Raw genomic sequence first — 16,591 nt, forward strand, 5'->3', positions numbered from 1 at the left:
ATGGGAGGGAGGTGCCGGGGTCCTAAGCGAAGCTGTTAGCGCTGAGCTTGGAGCCGGCGGCCAAGAAGTTGTTGGCCGTGGCCAGCACCACCTGCGGGCGCTTCGAGCGTTCTTCGCCCGTACCCATCGTGTCCACCACGTCATTGGCCACGAAGGTGTTGGTGGTTATCAACTCCCGAATGACTGCCGCGTGGCGGGCTTCCACCGACACGATTTTGCCGGCCAGCGTGAGGTAGTCTGCGCTGGTAATAAACCGGCCGGCCCCGTTGTAAGCCGCCACGCCCAGGTCCTCAAAAGCCATGGCCGCGTTCAGCACACCCAGCTTGGTCGAGCCCGAGGCCGTGGTGCGTTGCATGAAGTCGATGCCCGAAAAGTCGGGCACCAATGCGTCAGTGATGCGGCCCGTGGTGATGGCTTGCTTGAAAAACTCGCGGTGGATGATTTCGTGGTCCTTCAAGTCCGAGAAAATGGCTTTCTCGGCGGCCGACGCCGTGCCGGTGTAGTAGGAATTGGCCACCACTTGGGTGTAGAACGCCGCCTCGAGCTGCTCCAGGGCGTAAGCGTAGTTCAGGATGCCGGTATCGCCGCTGCCCACGTCGATGAAGCCGCCGCTGGGCGAGTTGGTGTCGTCTTTTGAGCAGCCGGCCAGGTAAAGGCCGCCCAGCGCCAGGCCGGCCCCGGAATAACGTAGAAACGACCGCCGGGGCACCGGCGCCAACAGGCCCGGAGCATCCGTCTCGGGCACTTTGGGAAGGGAAGAAAGATGGGAGGACATAAGAAAAATAAAATGTGAAACGTGCCCTCGATACGCATTTTGCCCACGCTCATTCGGTTGATTACCAGAAAATCAGTAGTAATACAACCAACATCCGGGTAAACACCTACCGTATCCCCTCTTTGCTCTGCTGGCCCCTGGCATTGCGTATCCGGCTTTCCGCCGTACCTTTGCCGGGCCAGGGGCATCAGGTAGAGTTATTCTTTAACTGGCGCTGCGGGTATTTTCGGGGTGTAGCGTAGCCCGGTATCGCGTCTGCTTTGGGAGCAGAAGGTCGTAGGTTCGAATCCTGCCACCCCGACATATTTTTTAGCACTAACCCGCTGACTTAACTGCCCAGCGAAATTGCGTGCCTGATGCGATGACAATTCGCGCACAGTAACGCACATTTCTTCAGTTCGCCGTGAATTGCGGCCAGCGACTTGAGCCTCAACTTAGACCAGTCCACGTCCTTCTGGGCTGGGTCGCGGTGATGGAATTCAAACACGGCGTAATGACTGTCGCGGATATGAACGGTGCAGTCTTCGCACTGGCTGCCTAAGTGCTGGATTGCGTCAATTTTGCGCTTTATCCACCGTTGCTGGCAGCGGGTATTAAAACACTTGCGGCAATAAACCATGACCCCCTGCGAGTGCGTGGCAGATTTATAAAAATCAGCCACTTCTTTAAACTGTTTGCAGTCAATACATTGTTTCATGGCCTTGTAGTTTAATGGATAAAACAATTGCCTTCTAAGCAGTGGTTCCAAGTTCGATTCTTGGCAGGGCTACCAAATTAAAGGGGAAACAGCCTGTTTTGGGGCAGCAAATCCAAACAGCTAGTCTCGGTTTGAAATCAAAGCGTGCTCATTGTCAGTGGGGTCTTCGGCCGTTCTGACACTGCGCAAAAAGGCCCTTGCCAGCCCTGGCAAGGGCCTTTTTACGTCCTGGGAAAACTTGCCGAAAAATAGGCAAAATGGAATAAAAAGGGTACTTTTGAGTGTTCTCTTAGTGGCTGGTTTTTGCAGCCGCTTTAACCCCCTTTTGCATGAGCGAAATAGCAGAAAAGAAAGCCCCCGCCGAATACACGGCCGATAGCATCCAGGTGCTCGAAGGGCTGGAGGCCGTGCGCAAGCGCCCCAGCATGTACATCGGCGACACGGGCGTCAAAGGCCTGCACCACCTGGTGTGGGAAGTGGTCGACAACTCCATCGACGAGGCCCTGGCCGGCCACTGCGACCGCATCGAGGTCACCATCAACGAAAACAACTCCGTGACCGTGCGCGACAACGGGCGCGGCATTCCCGTCGATTTCCACGCCAAAGAAGGCCGCTCGGCCCTCGAAGTGGTGATGACCGTGCTGCACGCCGGCGGCAAGTTTGACAAAGATTCCTACAAAGTTTCCGGGGGCCTGCACGGCGTGGGCGTGAGCTGCGTGAACGCGCTGAGCACCGACCTGAAAGTGACCGTGCGCCGCAAGGGCCACATTTACGAGCAGGACTACAAGATTGGCGTGCCGCAGTACGCCGTGAAGGAAATCGGCGACACCGACGAGCACGGCACGCAGGTGGACTTCCTGCCCGACGACAGCATCTTCACCGAAACCGTTTACAAGTACGACACCATCGCCACCCGCCTGCGCGAGCTGTCGTACCTCAACAAGGGCATCCGCATTACCCTCACCGACCGCCGCGAGCAGAACGCCGCGGGCACCGGCTTCCGCTACGAGGAGTTTTATTCGGTGGGCGGCCTGAGTGAGTTCGTGCAGTACCTCGACAGCGCCCGCACCGTGCTCATGCCCCTGCCCATCCACGTGGTGAGCGAGAAGGGCGGCACGCCCGTGGAAGTGGCTTTGCAGTACAATTCCGACTACCAGGAGCACATCTACTCCTACGTCAACAACATCAACACCATCGAGGGCGGCACGCACGTGGCCGGCTTCCGCGCCGCGCTTACGCGCACGCTGAAGAACTACGCCGATAAGTCGGGCAAGCTCGAAAAGGCCAAGGTGGAGATTTCGGGCGAGGACTTCCGCGAGGGCCTCACGGCCGTGATTTCGGTGAAGGTGCAGGAGCCGCAGTTTGAGGGGCAGACCAAAACCAAGCTCGGCAACTCCGACGTGAGCGGGGCCGTGAACACGGTGGTGGGCGAAATCCTGCAACAGTACCTGGAGGAAAACCCCCGCGAGGCGGGCATCATCGTCGAGAAAGTGATTCTGGCCGCCAAGGCCCGCATCGCCGCCCGCAAAGCCCGCGAAATGGTGCAGCGCAAAACCGTGCTGGGCTCGAATTCGCTGCCCGGCAAGCTGGCCGACTGCTCGGAGTCGGACCCTGAAATCTGCGAGCTGTACCTGGTGGAGGGCGACTCGGCCGGCGGCACCGCCAAGGCGGGGCGCAACCGGGCGTTTCAGGCCATCCTGCCGCTGCGGGGCAAAATCCTCAACGTGGAGAAGGCCCAGGAGCACCGCATCCTCGAAAACGAGGAAATCCGCAACATGATTACGGCCCTGGGCGTCACCTTCGGTACGCCGGCCGACCCGGAAAAGGGCATCGAGGCCGATGCTAAAGGCCTGAACCTGGCCAAGCTGCGCTACCACAAGGTCATTATCATGACCGACGCCGACATCGACGGCTCGCACATCCGCACCCTGATTCTAACCTTCTTTTTCCGCTACATGCGGGCCCTGGTCGACAGCGGCTACATCTACATCGCGCTGCCGCCGCTCTACCTCGTGAAGCGCGGCAAAGAAGAGCGCTACTGCTGGAGCGAAGAAGAACGGGAGCAGGCCCAGCGCGACCTGGGCCGGGGCAAGCCCGACACCGTGAACGTGCAGCGCTACAAAGGCCTCGGCGAGATGAACGCCGAGCAGCTCTGGACCACCACCATGCAGCCCGCCACCCGCTCGCTCAAGCAGGTAAACGTGGAATCGGCCGTGGAAGCCGACCACCTGTTCTCGATGCTGATGGGCGACGAAGTGGCCCCCCGGCGCGACTTCATCGAGCAAAACGCCAAGTACGCCAAGCTGGACATTTAATGCCAACGACGCGCAAAAGAAAAGCCCGCTGCAAAGCGGGCTTTTCTTTTGCGCGTCGTGTTTAGGTACGGTGAAAGGATGCGGCAACTTGTTTCGTCCGGGGCCCCTGGAAATTTATTGCGGGCTGCTCGTGAAAACCGATGCAACCGCCGGCATTCCCAGGTAGTGAACCAGTAACGGCGGCCGAACTAAACCGGGGCGGTGGCCAGTAAAAAATAATTAATGAGACGCTTAAAGGCCCGGCTTTTGTCGGCGAGTAAACGGAAAATAATTATTCCGATTAAAGCAACGCTGATGCCGGCCAGCACGTCCAATACGTAGTGGTGGCTATTGTAAACCGCGGAAAACCAAATGCCCACCATGACGGTGAGGAATAGATAATTAAAGATTCCCGACCGGTTTTTAACGGCGTAAAATAATACAATGACCGGGTAGGCCGAATGCAGGGAAGGCATGGCAGCGAAGATGTTGGAGTTCTTCGCGTAGATAGATTTAAAGATGTTAACGCCGAAAAATGCGTCAAATCTTGCCAGCCCGGCCGTGCTGCCCATCCGCAGGGGCTGGAATTGAAAGCCATGTTGCTGCACGTACCACGGGGGGGCAGCCGGGTGCAGGTAATAAATTACAAACCCCAGCAGGTTTACTAATAGAAACGTTAGCGAAAACTCAAAAAATAGCGGCCGGTTCTTGAAGAATAAATAACCCGCGAAAGCCAGCGGGATGGGTACCCAGCACAGGTAAAATACGCCGCACATTACGTCAAGCCACGGGCTGCCGTGCAGTAGCCAAAACTCGTTGGGTGTCAGCGTTTGGTTGCCTGCGTGAATGCCAAACAAGCTTTTTTCCGCGTGGTACAGCGGCGCGATGTCCACCGCCCGGTAGGCATAGTTCGGAAACGCCTTCATGTAGTCGTAAAGAATCCAGAAAACGACGAAGATAGAAAAACCCGTGATGAATCGGCGGGTGGTCGCCGAGAGGTAATAGCAGGCGTTGCAGATAGCAAGCAGCACCAATTGCTCGGGCCGAAAACCAATTAATAAATAGGAAAAGAGCAGGTAAGCCAGCGACAGCGCTGGCACTACCAAGCCCTTTGTACCTATCCTTGGGGGTGAATCACGCATACTGTTCGCGAGTGGCTACGGGATTGGTTGGCGCAGCAGAAGTGGCTGCCCTGTGGCTGGTTGACTCACACGTTCACCCGTTCGACCACCGGTTCGCGGGTGGTCGTGTTGCGGCCCCGGAACTCAATGTACTTAACGTTGGGCACCCAGAACGTGCCGCCGTCGATGCGCAAAAAAACCCGGTCCAGCACGATTTGCTTGCTGGCCAAAGTCGTGTACACGTGAAAAGCTTTGTCGGCACTGGATTTCATCAGGTAGAAACGCACCTTGTCGTAGGCGGCAAACTTCAGCTCGTATTTGTCGGGCCCCAATTTCTTGGTGCTAATGCCGTAAGCGAATTTGCGCTGAATGAAATTCAGCTCTTTGCGCTGGCCCTGCTCGGCGTACCTAATCCAGAATACGTGCACGGGCTCGTCTTCGTCCAGGGCCCCGTTCCCGTCCACGTTGAGCTGGTAGATGACGGTGTTGCTGTTGGGGTCGCGCTGCAAGTAAAACAGCTGGTTGGCAATGCCGGCGGGCGTGGGAAAATCGGTGCTGGGCAACGGCGCGGCCCGAAGCGGCTGCAAGCCGCCAACCCAGCCGCCGAGGAGGAGCAACAGCGTGCCGGCGGCTACTTTCGCGGCAGTTGGAACGGGTCGGGCCGGCTGCATTTTCAGGTGCAGCGATTTTTTGGCGTCGAGCAGGCGCGACACCGCGGTTATGTTCGACAACACGGCGAGCACGGTGATGGGAAACGTGAAAATCGACATGGTTTCGAACACGTGGAACGGCACGCCCGGCACGTACAGCTTGTAATTGCCGCCCAGGTACGCCGAAGCCAGGCCGCAGGCCAACGCGCTGACGCCCAGCAGTACCACGCGCTCGGGGCGCTGCATCAGGCCGCCTTTGCACTCAATGCCCAGCCCCTCGGCCCGGGCCCGGGTGTAGCTCACCATCATGGAGCCGATAAGGGCAATGAAGGCAAAGAGCGAGCTGAAAAAGTAGTGGTGCGCCACGAGGTAATAGCAGATGCCCAGGAACGTGAACAGCTCGCTGTAGCGGTCCAGTACGGAGTCGAACAGGGCCCCGTACTCGCTTTTCATGTTGCCCAGGCGGGCCACCTGCCCGTCGAGCATGTCGAACAGGCCGGCAAACAGGATGAGGGCCCCGCCCCAGCCCACGTAGCGCAAATCGCCCCGGTGGCCTTCCTCGCCGCCGGCAATGAAGACCACGGCCACCCCGATGTTCAGCAGTAGCCCGGTGAGCGTTACCGCGTTGGGCGTGAAACCAATTTTAATCAACAACCGCACGAAGGGATTTATAATCTTATAAATCCCCGCCTGCAAGCCGTTGCGCAGCGTCATTAAATTCATGCGAAGGGTCGGCAGCAGCCGGTTAGAAATCAACTTTAAAGCGCCCCCGCAGGCCCCATTCCGAGATGTTGGGGTTGTCGAGGTAAGTGAGCCGCTTGACGATGTCCAGCCGGAACAGCTTGAAGATGTTGGCCACGCCCACGCTGGCTTCGGCGTAGGGCTGCCGGCCCAGTGCAAACGTAGTGGGCTGGCCCTGGGCATCTTGCAGGAACTGGTATAGCTCCGGGTGGAGGGTAGGATTGTTTTGGTCCCGGATACCGCCGTACAACAGCTTGAGGGAGGCCACTTCCCGTAGCTTCAATTGTTTTATCAGCGGCAGCTTGTTGAAAAAGAATCCGTTGAAGTTTTGGTCAATGAAGAAGCTGGCGTAGTGGTCGCTGGAAAACTCCAGGAAATTCATCAGGTTATACGAATTCAGCTGGTACGAGTACGTCTGGTTGGCCCGGTGAATGTCGAGCAGCGGGAAGGGCACCTGCCCGAAAATGTAGCCCCCCTCCACCGTCACGTCGGCGTGGCCCAGCTGCGACAAATAAAACCGCTTGGTGGCGTTGAGCGCAACGTTTTTGTAGTTGTACTCGCCGCCGAGCACGCCCTTGAGGCCCGTGGTGAGGCGGGCCGTGAAAACGGGGTAGGGCCCGATGATGGGCACGCGGTAGAGCTTGCCCTGGTAAAACGTTTCCTTGGGGGCCCAGCGCAGCGACAGCATCGCCTCCGTGGTACTCAGGTTGGCAACGGGGTTGGGGCGGTCGTCTTCGACGTTGCGAAAATACAAGCCGCCCGCCGGGGCCTGCTGCCATTTTTTGACGCCCAGCGTGTAGGAGAAGTGGTTGTTGAACTCGTGCACGTAGTCGAGGCGGTACACGTCGTTGTACAGCCACTTGTCGTTGACGCCGCGCTTGAAAGAAAGCAGAAAGTTGTCTTCCTGCACAAATTCCAGCTCCTGGCCCGGAATCTTGGTGTCGCGCTGAAAGCTGGCGCGGATAAAGTTTTGCGGGAAAGTGTAGACCGATTTATTGTTGAGCGAATACGTGGAGCTGAGAAAGTATTTCCACCGCTCGTCTTTGAAACCGTAGGCCGAATAGGTTTCGAAATAAATGCGCTTGCTCAGCTCCGGCGTGGTGCGGCCGCCCAGCCGCAGCCGGAAACCTTCGACGGGGTTAAAGCTGTAAAACGTGTTGGACGGCCCAATTTCAAACGGCCCGAACGACTTGTAGCCGGACAGCACGAAGGTGAAAATCTCCAGCGTGCGCCGGAACGACTTGATGGTTTGCAGGGTGTCGACGTTGGTGTAAATGGCCTTCTCGACCTGCGTGAGGCTGTCGGGCCGGTTGCGCCGCCAAAAGGCGTCGGGGCGGTGGTCGGTGCTGTCGGCAGCTATTTGCGCGGGGCCGTCGTACACTTCGGGGCCCTCGGGCTTGTTAATTTCGTAGTGCTGGTACGAAACCGTGCGCTCGCCGTAAAAGCCGGAGCCTTTGTTTTGGGAAACGCCGAAATCAATGGCCAACGCGCTTTTGCTCAAATGGTAGCGCTTGTCGGGGTTTTCGGCGAAATCCAGGCGGGCGTTCAGGCTCTTGACGAAGTTGAGGTTGATGCGCTTGTCCACCGAAAGCACCGCTTGCTGCACCGCGTAGTTGCCGTCGAGGGTGACGTAGAGCTTGCCGTTGAAGAGCATGTCGCCCTTGGCGCGCGGGGTAAAGCTCAGCTCGATGAGCTGCGGGGTTTGCTGCTTAAGGGTATCGGTGATGTAAAACTGGTAAAACGTGGGCGAGTTGTTGGCAATCGGGCTCAGCAGCTGGTTGCCCAGCAGGGACACGTTGTTGGCGTAAATGTCGATGTCCTGGTACATCCGATTGAAATAGGTGCTCAGGCCCTCGTTGTCAATAAAATGCTTGTCGAACTGCACTTGCTTGGTGCCCAGCGCGACGGTTTTTCTTTTCTCGGGGTTTTTGCGGTAGTATTCTCTGGCCAGCTTTTCTTCCATGTACACGGGCAGGATGTTCACGCCGCCCGCCGCGGTAGAATCCTGCTTTTCAAACAGAAACTGGTAGTTGCGGAATATTTTTTTGTTCTTGAATTTCTCCGATAAGTTGCTGAACGCGAAGGTCATCTTCTCGTACTTGTCGTACTCCACGTAGTCGTAGCTTTCCGGCCGGTTCTTTTCCTTGTTGTCGATGACCTGGCGGATGAGGGCGACGGCGGGGTTTTCTTTGTTGCGGTAGCGGGGCTGCTTTTGCCCTTTCACCACTACTTCGTTCAGCAGGGCCGCGGTGGGGGTGAGCTGCACGTTCAGCTCCTGGGGCACCCCGGCCACGATGGTTTTCGTCACGGTTCGGTAGCCCAGGTAGTTGAACACCACCGACGTGTACGGGGCGGGCACCCGCAGGGTGTAGTGCCCGTCGAGGTCGGTATTGGCCCCCACCCCGGCCTGGGGCACCGCAACCGTGACGTAGGGAAGCTTTTCTTTGGTTTTGGCGTCCATCACCACGCCCTCAATGGTGGTGGTTTGGGCGGCCACGGCCGCCGGCAGGCCCAGCAGCGCCAGTAGCAAGCACGCCACGCTTCGGTAGCGGAGCGCGGTAAACAAACTATTCATGGCTTCTTAAAGACAAAATGCAGCTGCAAAAAGTAGTTGAATCCGACCCCGACCAGCAAGGAGACCACCACTTTACTGTACACGTAGTTCAGGTGCAGCACCTGAGTGAACAGGTAAACGCCGGTTGCGTTCAAAAGCAGGCTGCCCAGCCATACTACGAAGTAGCGGAGGCCCTGGGTTGACGTGCTTTGCCGCGCGGCGTCGAACACAAAATGCTTGCCCAGGTAGAAGTTGGTGAGGCCCCCGGCGGCGTTGCCCGCCGCGGTGGCCGCCAGGTACCAGACGTGCAGCGCCTCCACCCCGGCGATGGTGACCAGGAAATCGACGGCGGTGCCCGCCGCCGCCGCGGCCTGCGCCTTTACCAGCCGGGGGTAGCGCATTTAACGACTGCTGAGTTTTAACCCGGCCCGGAGCAGCGCGTTGCTGTAAACGCCGGCCAGTACGTCGTCCAACATCACGCCCACTCCGCCTGGTAAGTCCTCCATTTTTCTAATGCCCAACGGTTTGGCGATATCAAAAAACCTGAACAGCGCCAGCCCCGCCAGCAGGTTGGGCCCCGTGACGGGCACGCACAGCATGGCCACCCACATGCCGGCCGCTTCGTCGATGACCACCCGGGCGCTGTCTTTGCCCCACGCGGGCTCCACGCGCTGGGCCGCCCAGGTGCCCAGGGCCAGCAGGCCCGCCGTGAGCAGGCCCGCCGGCCCGGGGCGCGTGGTGGGGCCCCGGCCCCGGGCCAGGTACAGGCCCAGGCAGCAGGCGGCGGCGGCCACCGTGCCGCCCCCTTTCAGGTGGCCCACGCCCAGCACCGAGGCAATTGCTTTGAACACGCGGCGGGGGAGGTTAAAAAGCTTCGGCCGCGTCCTGGTACTCGTCGGGCGCGGCGTCCGTCACGGGCTCCTCGCCCATGATGTGGCGCAGGGTGTTGTGCAGCGTCACCAGCTGCTTGAAGATGTCGTGCTCGGGCCGCAGGTCGTCCACGGTTTGCGGCGATTTGAGGTAGAACGAGAGCCACTCCTGCACGCCGCTCATGCCCGCCCGCTTGGCCAGGTCCATGAACAGGGCCAGGTCCAGCACCAGGGGGGCCGCCAGGATGGAGTCGCGGCAGAGGAAGTTGATTTTAATCTGCATCGGGTAGCCCAGCCACCCGAAAATGTCGATGTTGTCCCAGCTCTCCTTGTTGTCGCCGGCGGGCGGGTAGTAGTTGATGCGCACCTTGTGGTACATGTCGCCGTACAGCTCGGGGTTGACTTCGGGGTGGAAGATGTCCTCCAGCACGCTCAGCTTCGACACCTCCTTGGTGCGGAAGTTGTCGGGGTCGTCGAGCACCAGCCCGTCGCGGTTGCCCAGGATGTTGGTCGAGAACCAGCCCCGCACGCCCAGGGCGCGGGCGCTGAGGCCCGGGGCCACGATGGTTTTCATCAGGGTCTGCCCCGTCTTGAAGTCCTTGCCGGCCACCGGCGTGCCGGTGATGGCGGCCAGCTCCAGCAGCGCGGGCACGTCCACGGTCAGGTTGGGAGCCCCGTTCACAAAGGGCACGCCCTCCTTCAGCGCCGCGTAGGCGTAAATCATGCTGGGCGCAATGTTGGCCGCGTTGGCGTGCAGGCCTTCCTCGAAGGCCGCCAGGGTGCGGTGCGTTTCGGAGGGCTCGTGGTAGATTTCCGTGGAGCCGCACCACACCATCACCAGGCGGCTACAGCCGCGCGTAGCCTTAAAGGTGCGGATGTCGTCGATGACCTGCTCGGCCAAGTCATGCTTCGTGGTGAAGGACTTGATGTGCGTGCCGTCCAGGTTTTTCACGTAGTGCCGGTCGAACGCCGCTTTCATGGGCACCAGCGCCTCCAGCTCGGGGCGCACGGTTTCCAGCGTGCGGGCGTCCAGCACGCCGGCTTTCAGGGCCGCCTGGTACACGTTGTCTTCATACACATCCCACCCGCCAAACTCGATGTCGTCGAGGTCGGCCAGCGGCACGTAGTGCTTGATTTTGGGGTAGTTGTTCGCCGTGCGCTTGCCCGTGCGGATGTTGCCCATCTGGGTGAGCGAGCCCACGGGCTGGGCCCCGCCCTTGCGCACGGCCAGCACGCCGGCGATAAGGGTGGTGGCCACGGCCCCCATGCCGGGCAGTAAGATGCCCAATTTGCCGTCAGCGGGGGCAAGCTGCCCTGTCTTTTCTTTCATATGGTTTTGGTGTTCGGTGCCCGTTTAAATTGGTCTGGTGCAGCCGGGCCTCGGGCAGGGCAAAAATTTCGAGATGAATCCGGCAGTATTTAAGGTCGCCGGGGACGGTGTAACCGGACCAGGTGCAAAAGTTCTGCAATGGGGGATGAATTCTTTTTAGTCGCTATACGGAAGGGCCCGGCGGTACACGTTGGCCGCCCAACTTTACTTTGACGTTACGAAAGAAAGATTAAACAGTAAAAGTATCACGAACGAAGCGGCCTTGGGCCCCGGGCCGGCGGCCGCCCCGGTCAATCCGAGGCCACCACGGGGGGCTGGGGCCCGCGCAACGGGGCCACAACCACCGGGGCGGGGCTCGGCCGGGGCCAGCGCAGGCCCTTCAGTACCAGTACGGCGGCGGTGCCGGGCGCGGTGGCCGGCACTACCGCCGCCAAGGCCGACACTTCCCCCGCCAACCCAGGGGGCCCCGCCAGGATTTGCAGCGAATCGCCGGGGCAGAGCCGCGCGGCGGCGGCCGGTACCTGCACCCGCACCGGGCGGCTTTGCGTGAGGTACGCGTAGGGAGCACCCGCCGCCAGGTAGTCGCCAGCGCTGACTTGCAGACTCCTGACCTCGCCGGCGGCCGGGGCCGAAACGAAGACGATGCGGGCGCGGCTCAGGGGGCCCACGGCCAGCTTCAGCAGCAGGCTGCCGGCTGCCACCCGCTGGTCCTCGCTGAAATATACCTGCGTTACGTGGCCTCCCCCGGGCACGCGCAGCACCTGGCGCGGGGCGGCCAGCACGGTGCCGGCCAGGGCCGGCCCGGTGGGCCGGCCGGGGGTGCGCTGCCCCACCACTACCAGCGCCACCGGCGGCGAGCCCGCTTCGCGCCGCCGCACGGCCCGGTACAACCCGCTTATTACGGGCACGGCAACGACCAAAAAAATTAAGAGCTTTTTCATGGCGGTGGGGCTCAGAGGCCGAAAATTGAAAAGGGAGGGGCCGGGGCCACGCGGGCCGGCAACCGGCCCCGGCCGGTTCCACCGCGGCCACGATTTTTTGGTCTGCGGGGCCCCCGCCGCTTCGGCCCCCGGCCGACTTGTACCAACGGGAGCCCCTTTAAGCGAAACAAAGCCTTCGTCCAGTAGACCAAAAACATTTTTTGGTCTAAAAGCAAGTACAGGAATGGCAGCATGGTTAAACTGTCTGAAGAGTAGACGACCGTCAGACCATTTTAGTGTCTTGGTCGAAAATTGGGCAAAAAAATCAGGCTTTCAGTCCGTGCACTACCGTGCGGCTCAGGAAGGTCACGGCGGGCTCCATCAACTCGAAATTGTTCGCAAACACCATTTCCTGCTCCAGCCCGTACAGGCCGCTGAGAAACACAAAAGCCATGGTATCCAGCTCCTGCGGGGTAAGGGTTTTCAGTTCGCCGGAAGCCGCGCCGAACACCAAAATACTTTTGAGCAGGGTGCTTTCCTGCTTCAGGTGGCGCTGGCGGATGCTGCGCAAAAAGCAGGCATCTGCCATGATTTCCTGACTAAGGATGTTGTAGAGGGCAACTTTTTCCCGCAGCTCCCGCAGCTTCCCGGCCGAAAAGGCGAACAGCTTGCCCTCGGCCGTGGCCGCCTCGTCCACGGCCCGGGTCACCCGCTGCACCATGTCGGCGGTTTCGCGGTCCAGCACCGCCGAAAATATTTCCTCCTTGTTTTTGTAATAGTAATACAGCGTGCTTTTGCCCTTGCCGATGGCCTTGGCTACGTCGTCCATCGTCACCTTGTGCAACCCGTGCTGCTGGAACAGGCGCTGGGCCGCTTGCACCACGTTCTCGCGGGTGGTTTCCTCTTTGGTGCGGGTGGGGGGGGCAGTGGGCATGTAGGAGCACGACTGAGCGGACAACAGGAAAACAGACTTTCGACCAAAAAGATTTTTTAGTCGATAAAATAAATCTTCCCGGCCCGGTGATGTGGCCGGCCGCCACCTGGCCCCCAGAAACGCCGTAAGCCGTTACTTTGCCTACGGCCGGTGCGGAACCTTAAAAATCCGTTAAATCTGTCAAAATCCGTTAAATCCGTGGTTTATGAAACTGTTCAAGTCCGCCGACCTTATCCGCAAGAGCAAGTATATCAGCCGCGATTTAAGCTGGCTGCGTTTCAACTACCGGGTGCTCGACCAGGCCCAGGACGCCGGCAAGACGTTGTTCGACCGGCTCAAATTCATGGCCATCACCAGCTCCAACCTCGACGAATTTTTCATGATTCGGGTGGGGTCGCTCTACAACTACCTCGACTACGGCAAAGAACGGGTGGACTACTCGGGGCTGCGGGAGCTGCCGTTCCGGCGCAAGCTGCTGGACTTTGCCCACCGTTTTGTCAACGACCAGAGCCTGACGTACGTGAACGAGCTGAAGCCCATGTTTGAGAAGAACGGCTTCAATATTCTGAAAGTGAGCGACCTGACGGAGATTGAGGCCCGCAAGGCCGACGGGTTTTTCAAGAACACGGTGTTTCCGCTGCTCACGCCGATGGTGTACGACGCCTACCACGGCTTCCCGCTGATGATGAACCAGATGCTCATCTTCGGGGTGGTGACGCACGCGGCCGGCACCGGGGGCCTGGGCCTCGACGGGGAGGCCGAGAAAGGGCAGGAGCGGCTCACCTTCGTGCAGATTCCGCAGAACCTGACGCGCTTTTTTGAGTTGCAACGCAAGGACCGGGTCATCTTCGTGCCCATCGAGGAAATCGTGCGCGAGTACCTGCCCCGGCTGTTCCGCAACGTCGAAATATTGTCGGCCAACCTGCTGCGCATCACCCGCAACGGCGATTTCACGCTGGAAGAATCCGACGACATCGACAACGATTTCATCAAGGAGATTCAGGTGGGCCTGAAAACCCGCAAGCGCGGCCGCGTGGTGCGCGTGGAGGTGGAGCCCAACGCCTCGCCGCTGCTGATGGAGGTGCTGCGCGAGCGGTGGAACATCGACAACGGCAACGTGTTCGTCATCAATTCTTTGCTGGACATGAAAGGATTGTGGCAGATTGTGCGCCACCCCAACTTCCGGGGCAAGGGGGCCAGGTCGCCGGCCCCCGTCGCGCCCCTGAGCCTGCCCGAGGGGGCCGAAGACAACCTGTTCGAGTACCTCAAGCACCACGACGTGCTGCTGCACCACCCCTACAACAGCATCGAGCCGATGGTGCGCCTGCTGGAGCAGGCCGCCGAAGACCCGCAGGTGCTGGGCATCAAGCAGACCATTTACCGGCTCGCCGACGACTCGCGGGTGAGCGCGGCGCTGCTGAAAGCGGCCGAAAACGGCAAGCACGTGTCGGTGCTGTTCGAGGTGAAGGCCCGGTTTGACGAAGAGAAAAACATCCGCGAGGGGGCCCGGCTGGAAAAGGCCGGCTGCTTCGTGATTTACGGAGTGAGCAAGTACAAGACGCACACCAAGCTGCTGATGATCATCCGCAAGGAAGGGGAGAAGGTGACGCGCTACGTGCACATCGGCTCGGGCAACTACAACGAGCAAACCTCGCGCCTCTACACCGACCTGAGCCTGCTGACGACCAACGACACCTACGGCCACGACGTGTCGGAATTCTTCAACGTCATCACCGGCCACTCGCAGCCCGACGACTACGAGTACCTCATCACGGCCCCCAAGGACATGCGCCAGCAGCTCGTGCACTTGGTGCGCGAGGAGGTAAAACACGCCAAGAAAGGCCAGCCCAGCGGCATCGTGATGAAGATGAACTCCTTGGAAGACAAAGAGTTGATTGACGAGTTTTACAAAGCTGCGAAGGCCGGCGTGCCCATCCGGTTCATCGTGCGGGGCATTTGCTGCCTGCGCCCGGGCCGGCCGGGGCTCAGCGACAACATCGAGGTGCGCAGCATAGTGGGCGAGTACCTGGAGCACGCGCGGCTGTTCTACTTCCACAACGGCGGCGACGCCCGCCTGTACGCCGGCTCGGCCGACATCATGGTGCGCTCCTTCGACCGGCGCATCGAGGCGCTGTTCCTGATTGTGAACCCGCAGCTGCGGCGCGAGGCCATCAGCATCCTGATGCTGAACCTGCTGGATAACCAGAACAGCTACGTGATGCGCGAGGACGGGGCCTACATCCGCCAGCGCCCGGCCCCCGGCGAGCCGGTGGTGAACGTGCACAAAGACTTCTACCGGCGCGACGAGGCCCAACTGGCCCTGGCCACGCCCGAGGGGCTGCTCGACCTGCTGGCCCAGCAAACCGCCCGCCGCCGGGAGGTGGCCGCCGCCCTGGTGGCCGCCGAAGCGGCCGCCACCGAAGGCACGGTCCCGGCCTCGGCCGTGGGCGACGATTCCGCGTTCGGCGAGGGCCCCGGCGACGACGAAGACCTGGCCGGCGTGGACACGGAGGCCGAAGCTGTGCAAGCAGATTTGGAGTAGGGGGGTAGAATAAGCTTGACGAGGAACGCCGCCGGGGCCACGCAAGGGCATCCTTCGGTGCCCATTTCTCTACTCGACGTCGGCCGGCTCGTTGCGCACGTCGGGGATGGGCGGGTGGGCGGGGTGGCCGCTGGCGGGGCTGATTTCGTCGAAGTGCTCTTCGAATAAGGTCTGGAGCATGCCGTCTTTCAGGCCGATGTCGGGCACGATCATGCTGCTCACGTTGGCCCATTGCATGGCCGAGAGGTAGATGTGGCCGGCGGGCACGATGACGTCGGCGCGGTCGGGGTTGAGCATGGCCACGTTCACGCGCTCTTCCATCGTCAGGGCGGCGAGGCGGGCGAGGAGGGTTTCGAGGCTGCGGCGGGCGACGGGCTTGCGGGGCGCGGCCGGCGACATGCTGTAGAGCTTGTTGATGTTGCCGCCCGTGCCGATGGCCCGCGTGACGTGGTAGCGGCGGGCGTTGTCGCGCACCCAGGCCTCCATGCGCACCCAGAGGTCGGCCTGGGCGTCGGTGTCGCGGGCCCCGCTCTCTTCCTGCTGCATCCGGCGGATGGAGCCGACCTCGAACGACTGGGCCGCTACTTTGCGGCGGTCGTGGTAGATGTTGAACTCGGTGCTGCCGCCGCCCACGTCGATGTGCAGGTAGTGCTTGTTGTCTTCCAGCAGGTGCTCGATGACGCGGTTGATGTAGAAGGCTTCGTCTTGGCCGTCAATTACTTTGATGTGCAGGCCCAGCTCGTCGCGCACACGGGCGGCAATGGCCGCGCCGTTGGTGGCCCCGCGCATGGCCGAGGTGGCGCAGATGAGGTGGTGGGACACCTCGTGCACCTCCATCAGCAGCTTGAGCGAGTGCAGGAACTTGACGAACTTGTCGGCTTTGCGGGGCGAAATCTCGCCGGTGGCGAACACGTCCTCGCCCAGGCGCATGGGGTAGCGCACGTACTCGACGCGCTTGAGGCGAAACTGGTCTTTGTAGCTCAGCACGGCCGAAATCTGGCAGCGCACCGCGTTGGAGCCGATGTCGATGGCGGCGAGTTTACACAGCGGGTACTCCACAGGCGAACGGTTGGTGAGGGTAAGCGGGCAAAGGTAGGGCCGCCCGCCGCCGGTTCCCCCTTCGGGCCGGATCGTTCCGCCCGCCGTGCGCCGGGGCCTAGCCGA

13 protein-coding genes and 2 tRNA genes are annotated in these 16,591 nt (G+C 60.6%); 4 read left to right on the plus strand and 11 right to left on the minus strand.

What is annotated here, in order from left to right; genetic code table 11:
* Nucleotides 1-22: 22 nt before the first annotated feature.
* The gene (locus HNP98_RS02605; protein ID WP_173808495.1) at nt 23-775 is read right to left on the minus strand and encodes a ferritin-like domain-containing protein; all 753 of its coding nucleotides are present in this window, start codon (nt 773-775) and stop codon (nt 23-25) included.
* A 227-nt stretch (nt 776-1,002) separates the two neighbouring features.
* Between HNP98_RS02605 and HNP98_RS02610 the strand changes: the two genes are divergently transcribed.
* Nucleotides 1,003-1,076, plus strand: a tRNA-Pro gene (locus HNP98_RS02610).
* A gap of 27 nt (nt 1,077-1,103) precedes the next feature.
* Here the strand turns inward: HNP98_RS02610 and HNP98_RS02615 are convergent.
* Nucleotides 1,104-1,472 (minus strand): hypothetical protein, encoded by a 369-nt coding sequence (locus tag HNP98_RS02615; RefSeq protein WP_173808496.1) that lies wholly within the window; start codon nt 1,470-1,472, stop codon nt 1,104-1,106.
* Here HNP98_RS02615 and HNP98_RS02620 point away from each other — a divergent pair.
* Together HNP98_RS02620 and gyrB are read left to right on the plus strand one after the other, a co-directional pair.
* Nucleotides 1,473-1,547 (plus strand) — tRNA-Arg (locus tag HNP98_RS02620).
* Nucleotides 1,548-1,801: 254 nt separating this feature from the next.
* Nucleotides 1,802-3,787, plus strand: a complete 1,986-nt coding sequence (gene gyrB, locus HNP98_RS02625) for a DNA topoisomerase (ATP-hydrolyzing) subunit B (protein WP_173808497.1) — start codon at nt 1,802-1,804, stop codon at nt 3,785-3,787.
* 188 nt (nt 3,788-3,975) lie between these two features.
* Here gyrB and HNP98_RS02630 read toward each other — a convergent pair whose 3' ends face one another.
* From HNP98_RS02630 to HNP98_RS02665, 8 genes are all read right to left on the minus strand, one after another.
* Nucleotides 3,976-4,908 (minus strand): phosphatase PAP2 family protein, encoded by a 933-nt coding sequence (locus tag HNP98_RS02630; protein WP_173808498.1) that lies wholly within the window; start codon nt 4,906-4,908, stop codon nt 3,976-3,978.
* A gap of 65 nt (nt 4,909-4,973) precedes the next feature.
* Nucleotides 4,974-6,260: a DUF4833 domain-containing protein gene (locus HNP98_RS02635; RefSeq protein ID WP_173808499.1), complete on the minus strand. Its 1,287-nt coding sequence runs from the start codon at nt 6,258-6,260 to the stop codon at nt 4,974-4,976.
* Nucleotides 6,261-6,282: 22 nt separating this feature from the next.
* Nucleotides 6,283-8,853, minus strand: a complete 2,571-nt coding sequence (locus tag HNP98_RS02640; RefSeq protein WP_173808500.1) for a DUF5686 and carboxypeptidase-like regulatory domain-containing protein — start codon at nt 8,851-8,853, stop codon at nt 6,283-6,285.
* Nucleotides 8,850-9,233 carry a GtrA family protein gene (locus HNP98_RS02645; protein ID WP_173808501.1) on the minus strand — a complete coding sequence of 128 codons (384 nt, stop codon included), beginning with the start codon at nt 9,231-9,233 and terminating at the stop codon, nt 8,850-8,852. The genes HNP98_RS02640 and HNP98_RS02645 overlap by 4 nt, the downstream gene beginning before the upstream one ends.
* On the minus strand, nt 9,234-9,683 hold the full coding sequence (locus HNP98_RS02650; protein WP_173808502.1) for a phosphatidylglycerophosphatase A family protein: 450 nt from the start codon (nt 9,681-9,683) through the stop codon (nt 9,234-9,236).
* Between the two features lie 13 nt (nt 9,684-9,696).
* Entirely contained in the window at nt 9,697-10,989 is a 1,293-nt protein-coding gene (locus HNP98_RS02655; RefSeq protein WP_246274926.1) for an inositol-3-phosphate synthase, read from the minus strand.
* 332 nt (nt 10,990-11,321) lie between these two features.
* Nucleotides 11,322-11,939 (minus strand): efflux RND transporter periplasmic adaptor subunit, encoded by a 618-nt coding sequence (locus HNP98_RS02660; protein ID WP_173808504.1) that lies wholly within the window; start codon nt 11,937-11,939, stop codon nt 11,322-11,324.
* Nucleotides 11,940-12,276: 337 nt separating this feature from the next.
* Nucleotides 12,277-12,885: a TetR/AcrR family transcriptional regulator gene (locus HNP98_RS02665; RefSeq protein ID WP_173808505.1), complete on the minus strand. Its 609-nt coding sequence runs from the start codon at nt 12,883-12,885 to the stop codon at nt 12,277-12,279.
* Between the two features lie 205 nt (nt 12,886-13,090).
* Here HNP98_RS02665 and ppk1 point away from each other — a divergent pair, with 205 nt between their 5' ends.
* Nucleotides 13,091-15,427 (plus strand): polyphosphate kinase 1, encoded by a 2,337-nt coding sequence (gene ppk1, locus HNP98_RS02670; RefSeq protein WP_246274927.1) that lies wholly within the window; start codon nt 13,091-13,093, stop codon nt 15,425-15,427.
* 69 nt (nt 15,428-15,496) lie between these two features.
* On the opposite strand, the gene HNP98_RS02675 is transcribed toward ppk1, so the two are convergent.
* Complete coding sequence (locus HNP98_RS02675; protein ID WP_173808506.1) at nt 15,497-16,486, minus strand: Ppx/GppA phosphatase family protein; 990 nt, start codon at nt 16,484-16,486, stop codon at nt 15,497-15,499.
* Nucleotides 16,487-16,591: the final 105 nt, after the last annotated feature.

It is taken from the genome of Hymenobacter caeli (assembly GCF_013294115.1).
In the GTDB taxonomy this organism is placed as follows: domain Bacteria; phylum Bacteroidota; class Bacteroidia; order Cytophagales; family Hymenobacteraceae; genus Hymenobacter; species Hymenobacter caeli.

What these genes read in the sequence shown, in the direction of transcription:
- HNP98_RS02605 (WP_173808495.1), bottom strand. Translation starts at nt 775, where the DNA reads ATGTCCTCCCATCTTTCTTCCCTTCCCAAAGTGCCCGAGACGGATGCT.
- HNP98_RS02615 (WP_173808496.1), bottom strand. Translation starts at nt 1,472, where the DNA reads ATGAAACAATGTATTGACTGCAAACAGTTTAAAGAAGTGGCTGATTTT.
- gyrB (WP_173808497.1), top strand. Translation starts at nt 1,802, where the DNA reads ATGAGCGAAATAGCAGAAAAGAAAGCCCCCGCCGAATACACGGCCGAT.
- HNP98_RS02630 (WP_173808498.1), bottom strand. Translation starts at nt 4,908, where the DNA reads ATGCGTGATTCACCCCCAAGGATAGGTACAAAGGGCTTGGTAGTGCCA.
- HNP98_RS02635 (WP_173808499.1), bottom strand. Translation starts at nt 6,260, where the DNA reads ATGAATTTAATGACGCTGCGCAACGGCTTGCAGGCGGGGATTTATAAG.
- HNP98_RS02640 (WP_173808500.1), bottom strand. Translation starts at nt 8,853, where the DNA reads ATGAATAGTTTGTTTACCGCGCTCCGCTACCGAAGCGTGGCGTGCTTG.
- HNP98_RS02645 (WP_173808501.1), bottom strand. Translation starts at nt 9,233, where the DNA reads ATGCGCTACCCCCGGCTGGTAAAGGCGCAGGCCGCGGCGGCGGCGGGC.
- HNP98_RS02665 (WP_173808505.1), bottom strand. Translation starts at nt 12,885, where the DNA reads ATGCCCACTGCCCCCCCCACCCGCACCAAAGAGGAAACCACCCGCGAG.
- ppk1 (WP_246274927.1), top strand. Translation starts at nt 13,091, where the DNA reads ATGAAACTGTTCAAGTCCGCCGACCTTATCCGCAAGAGCAAGTATATC.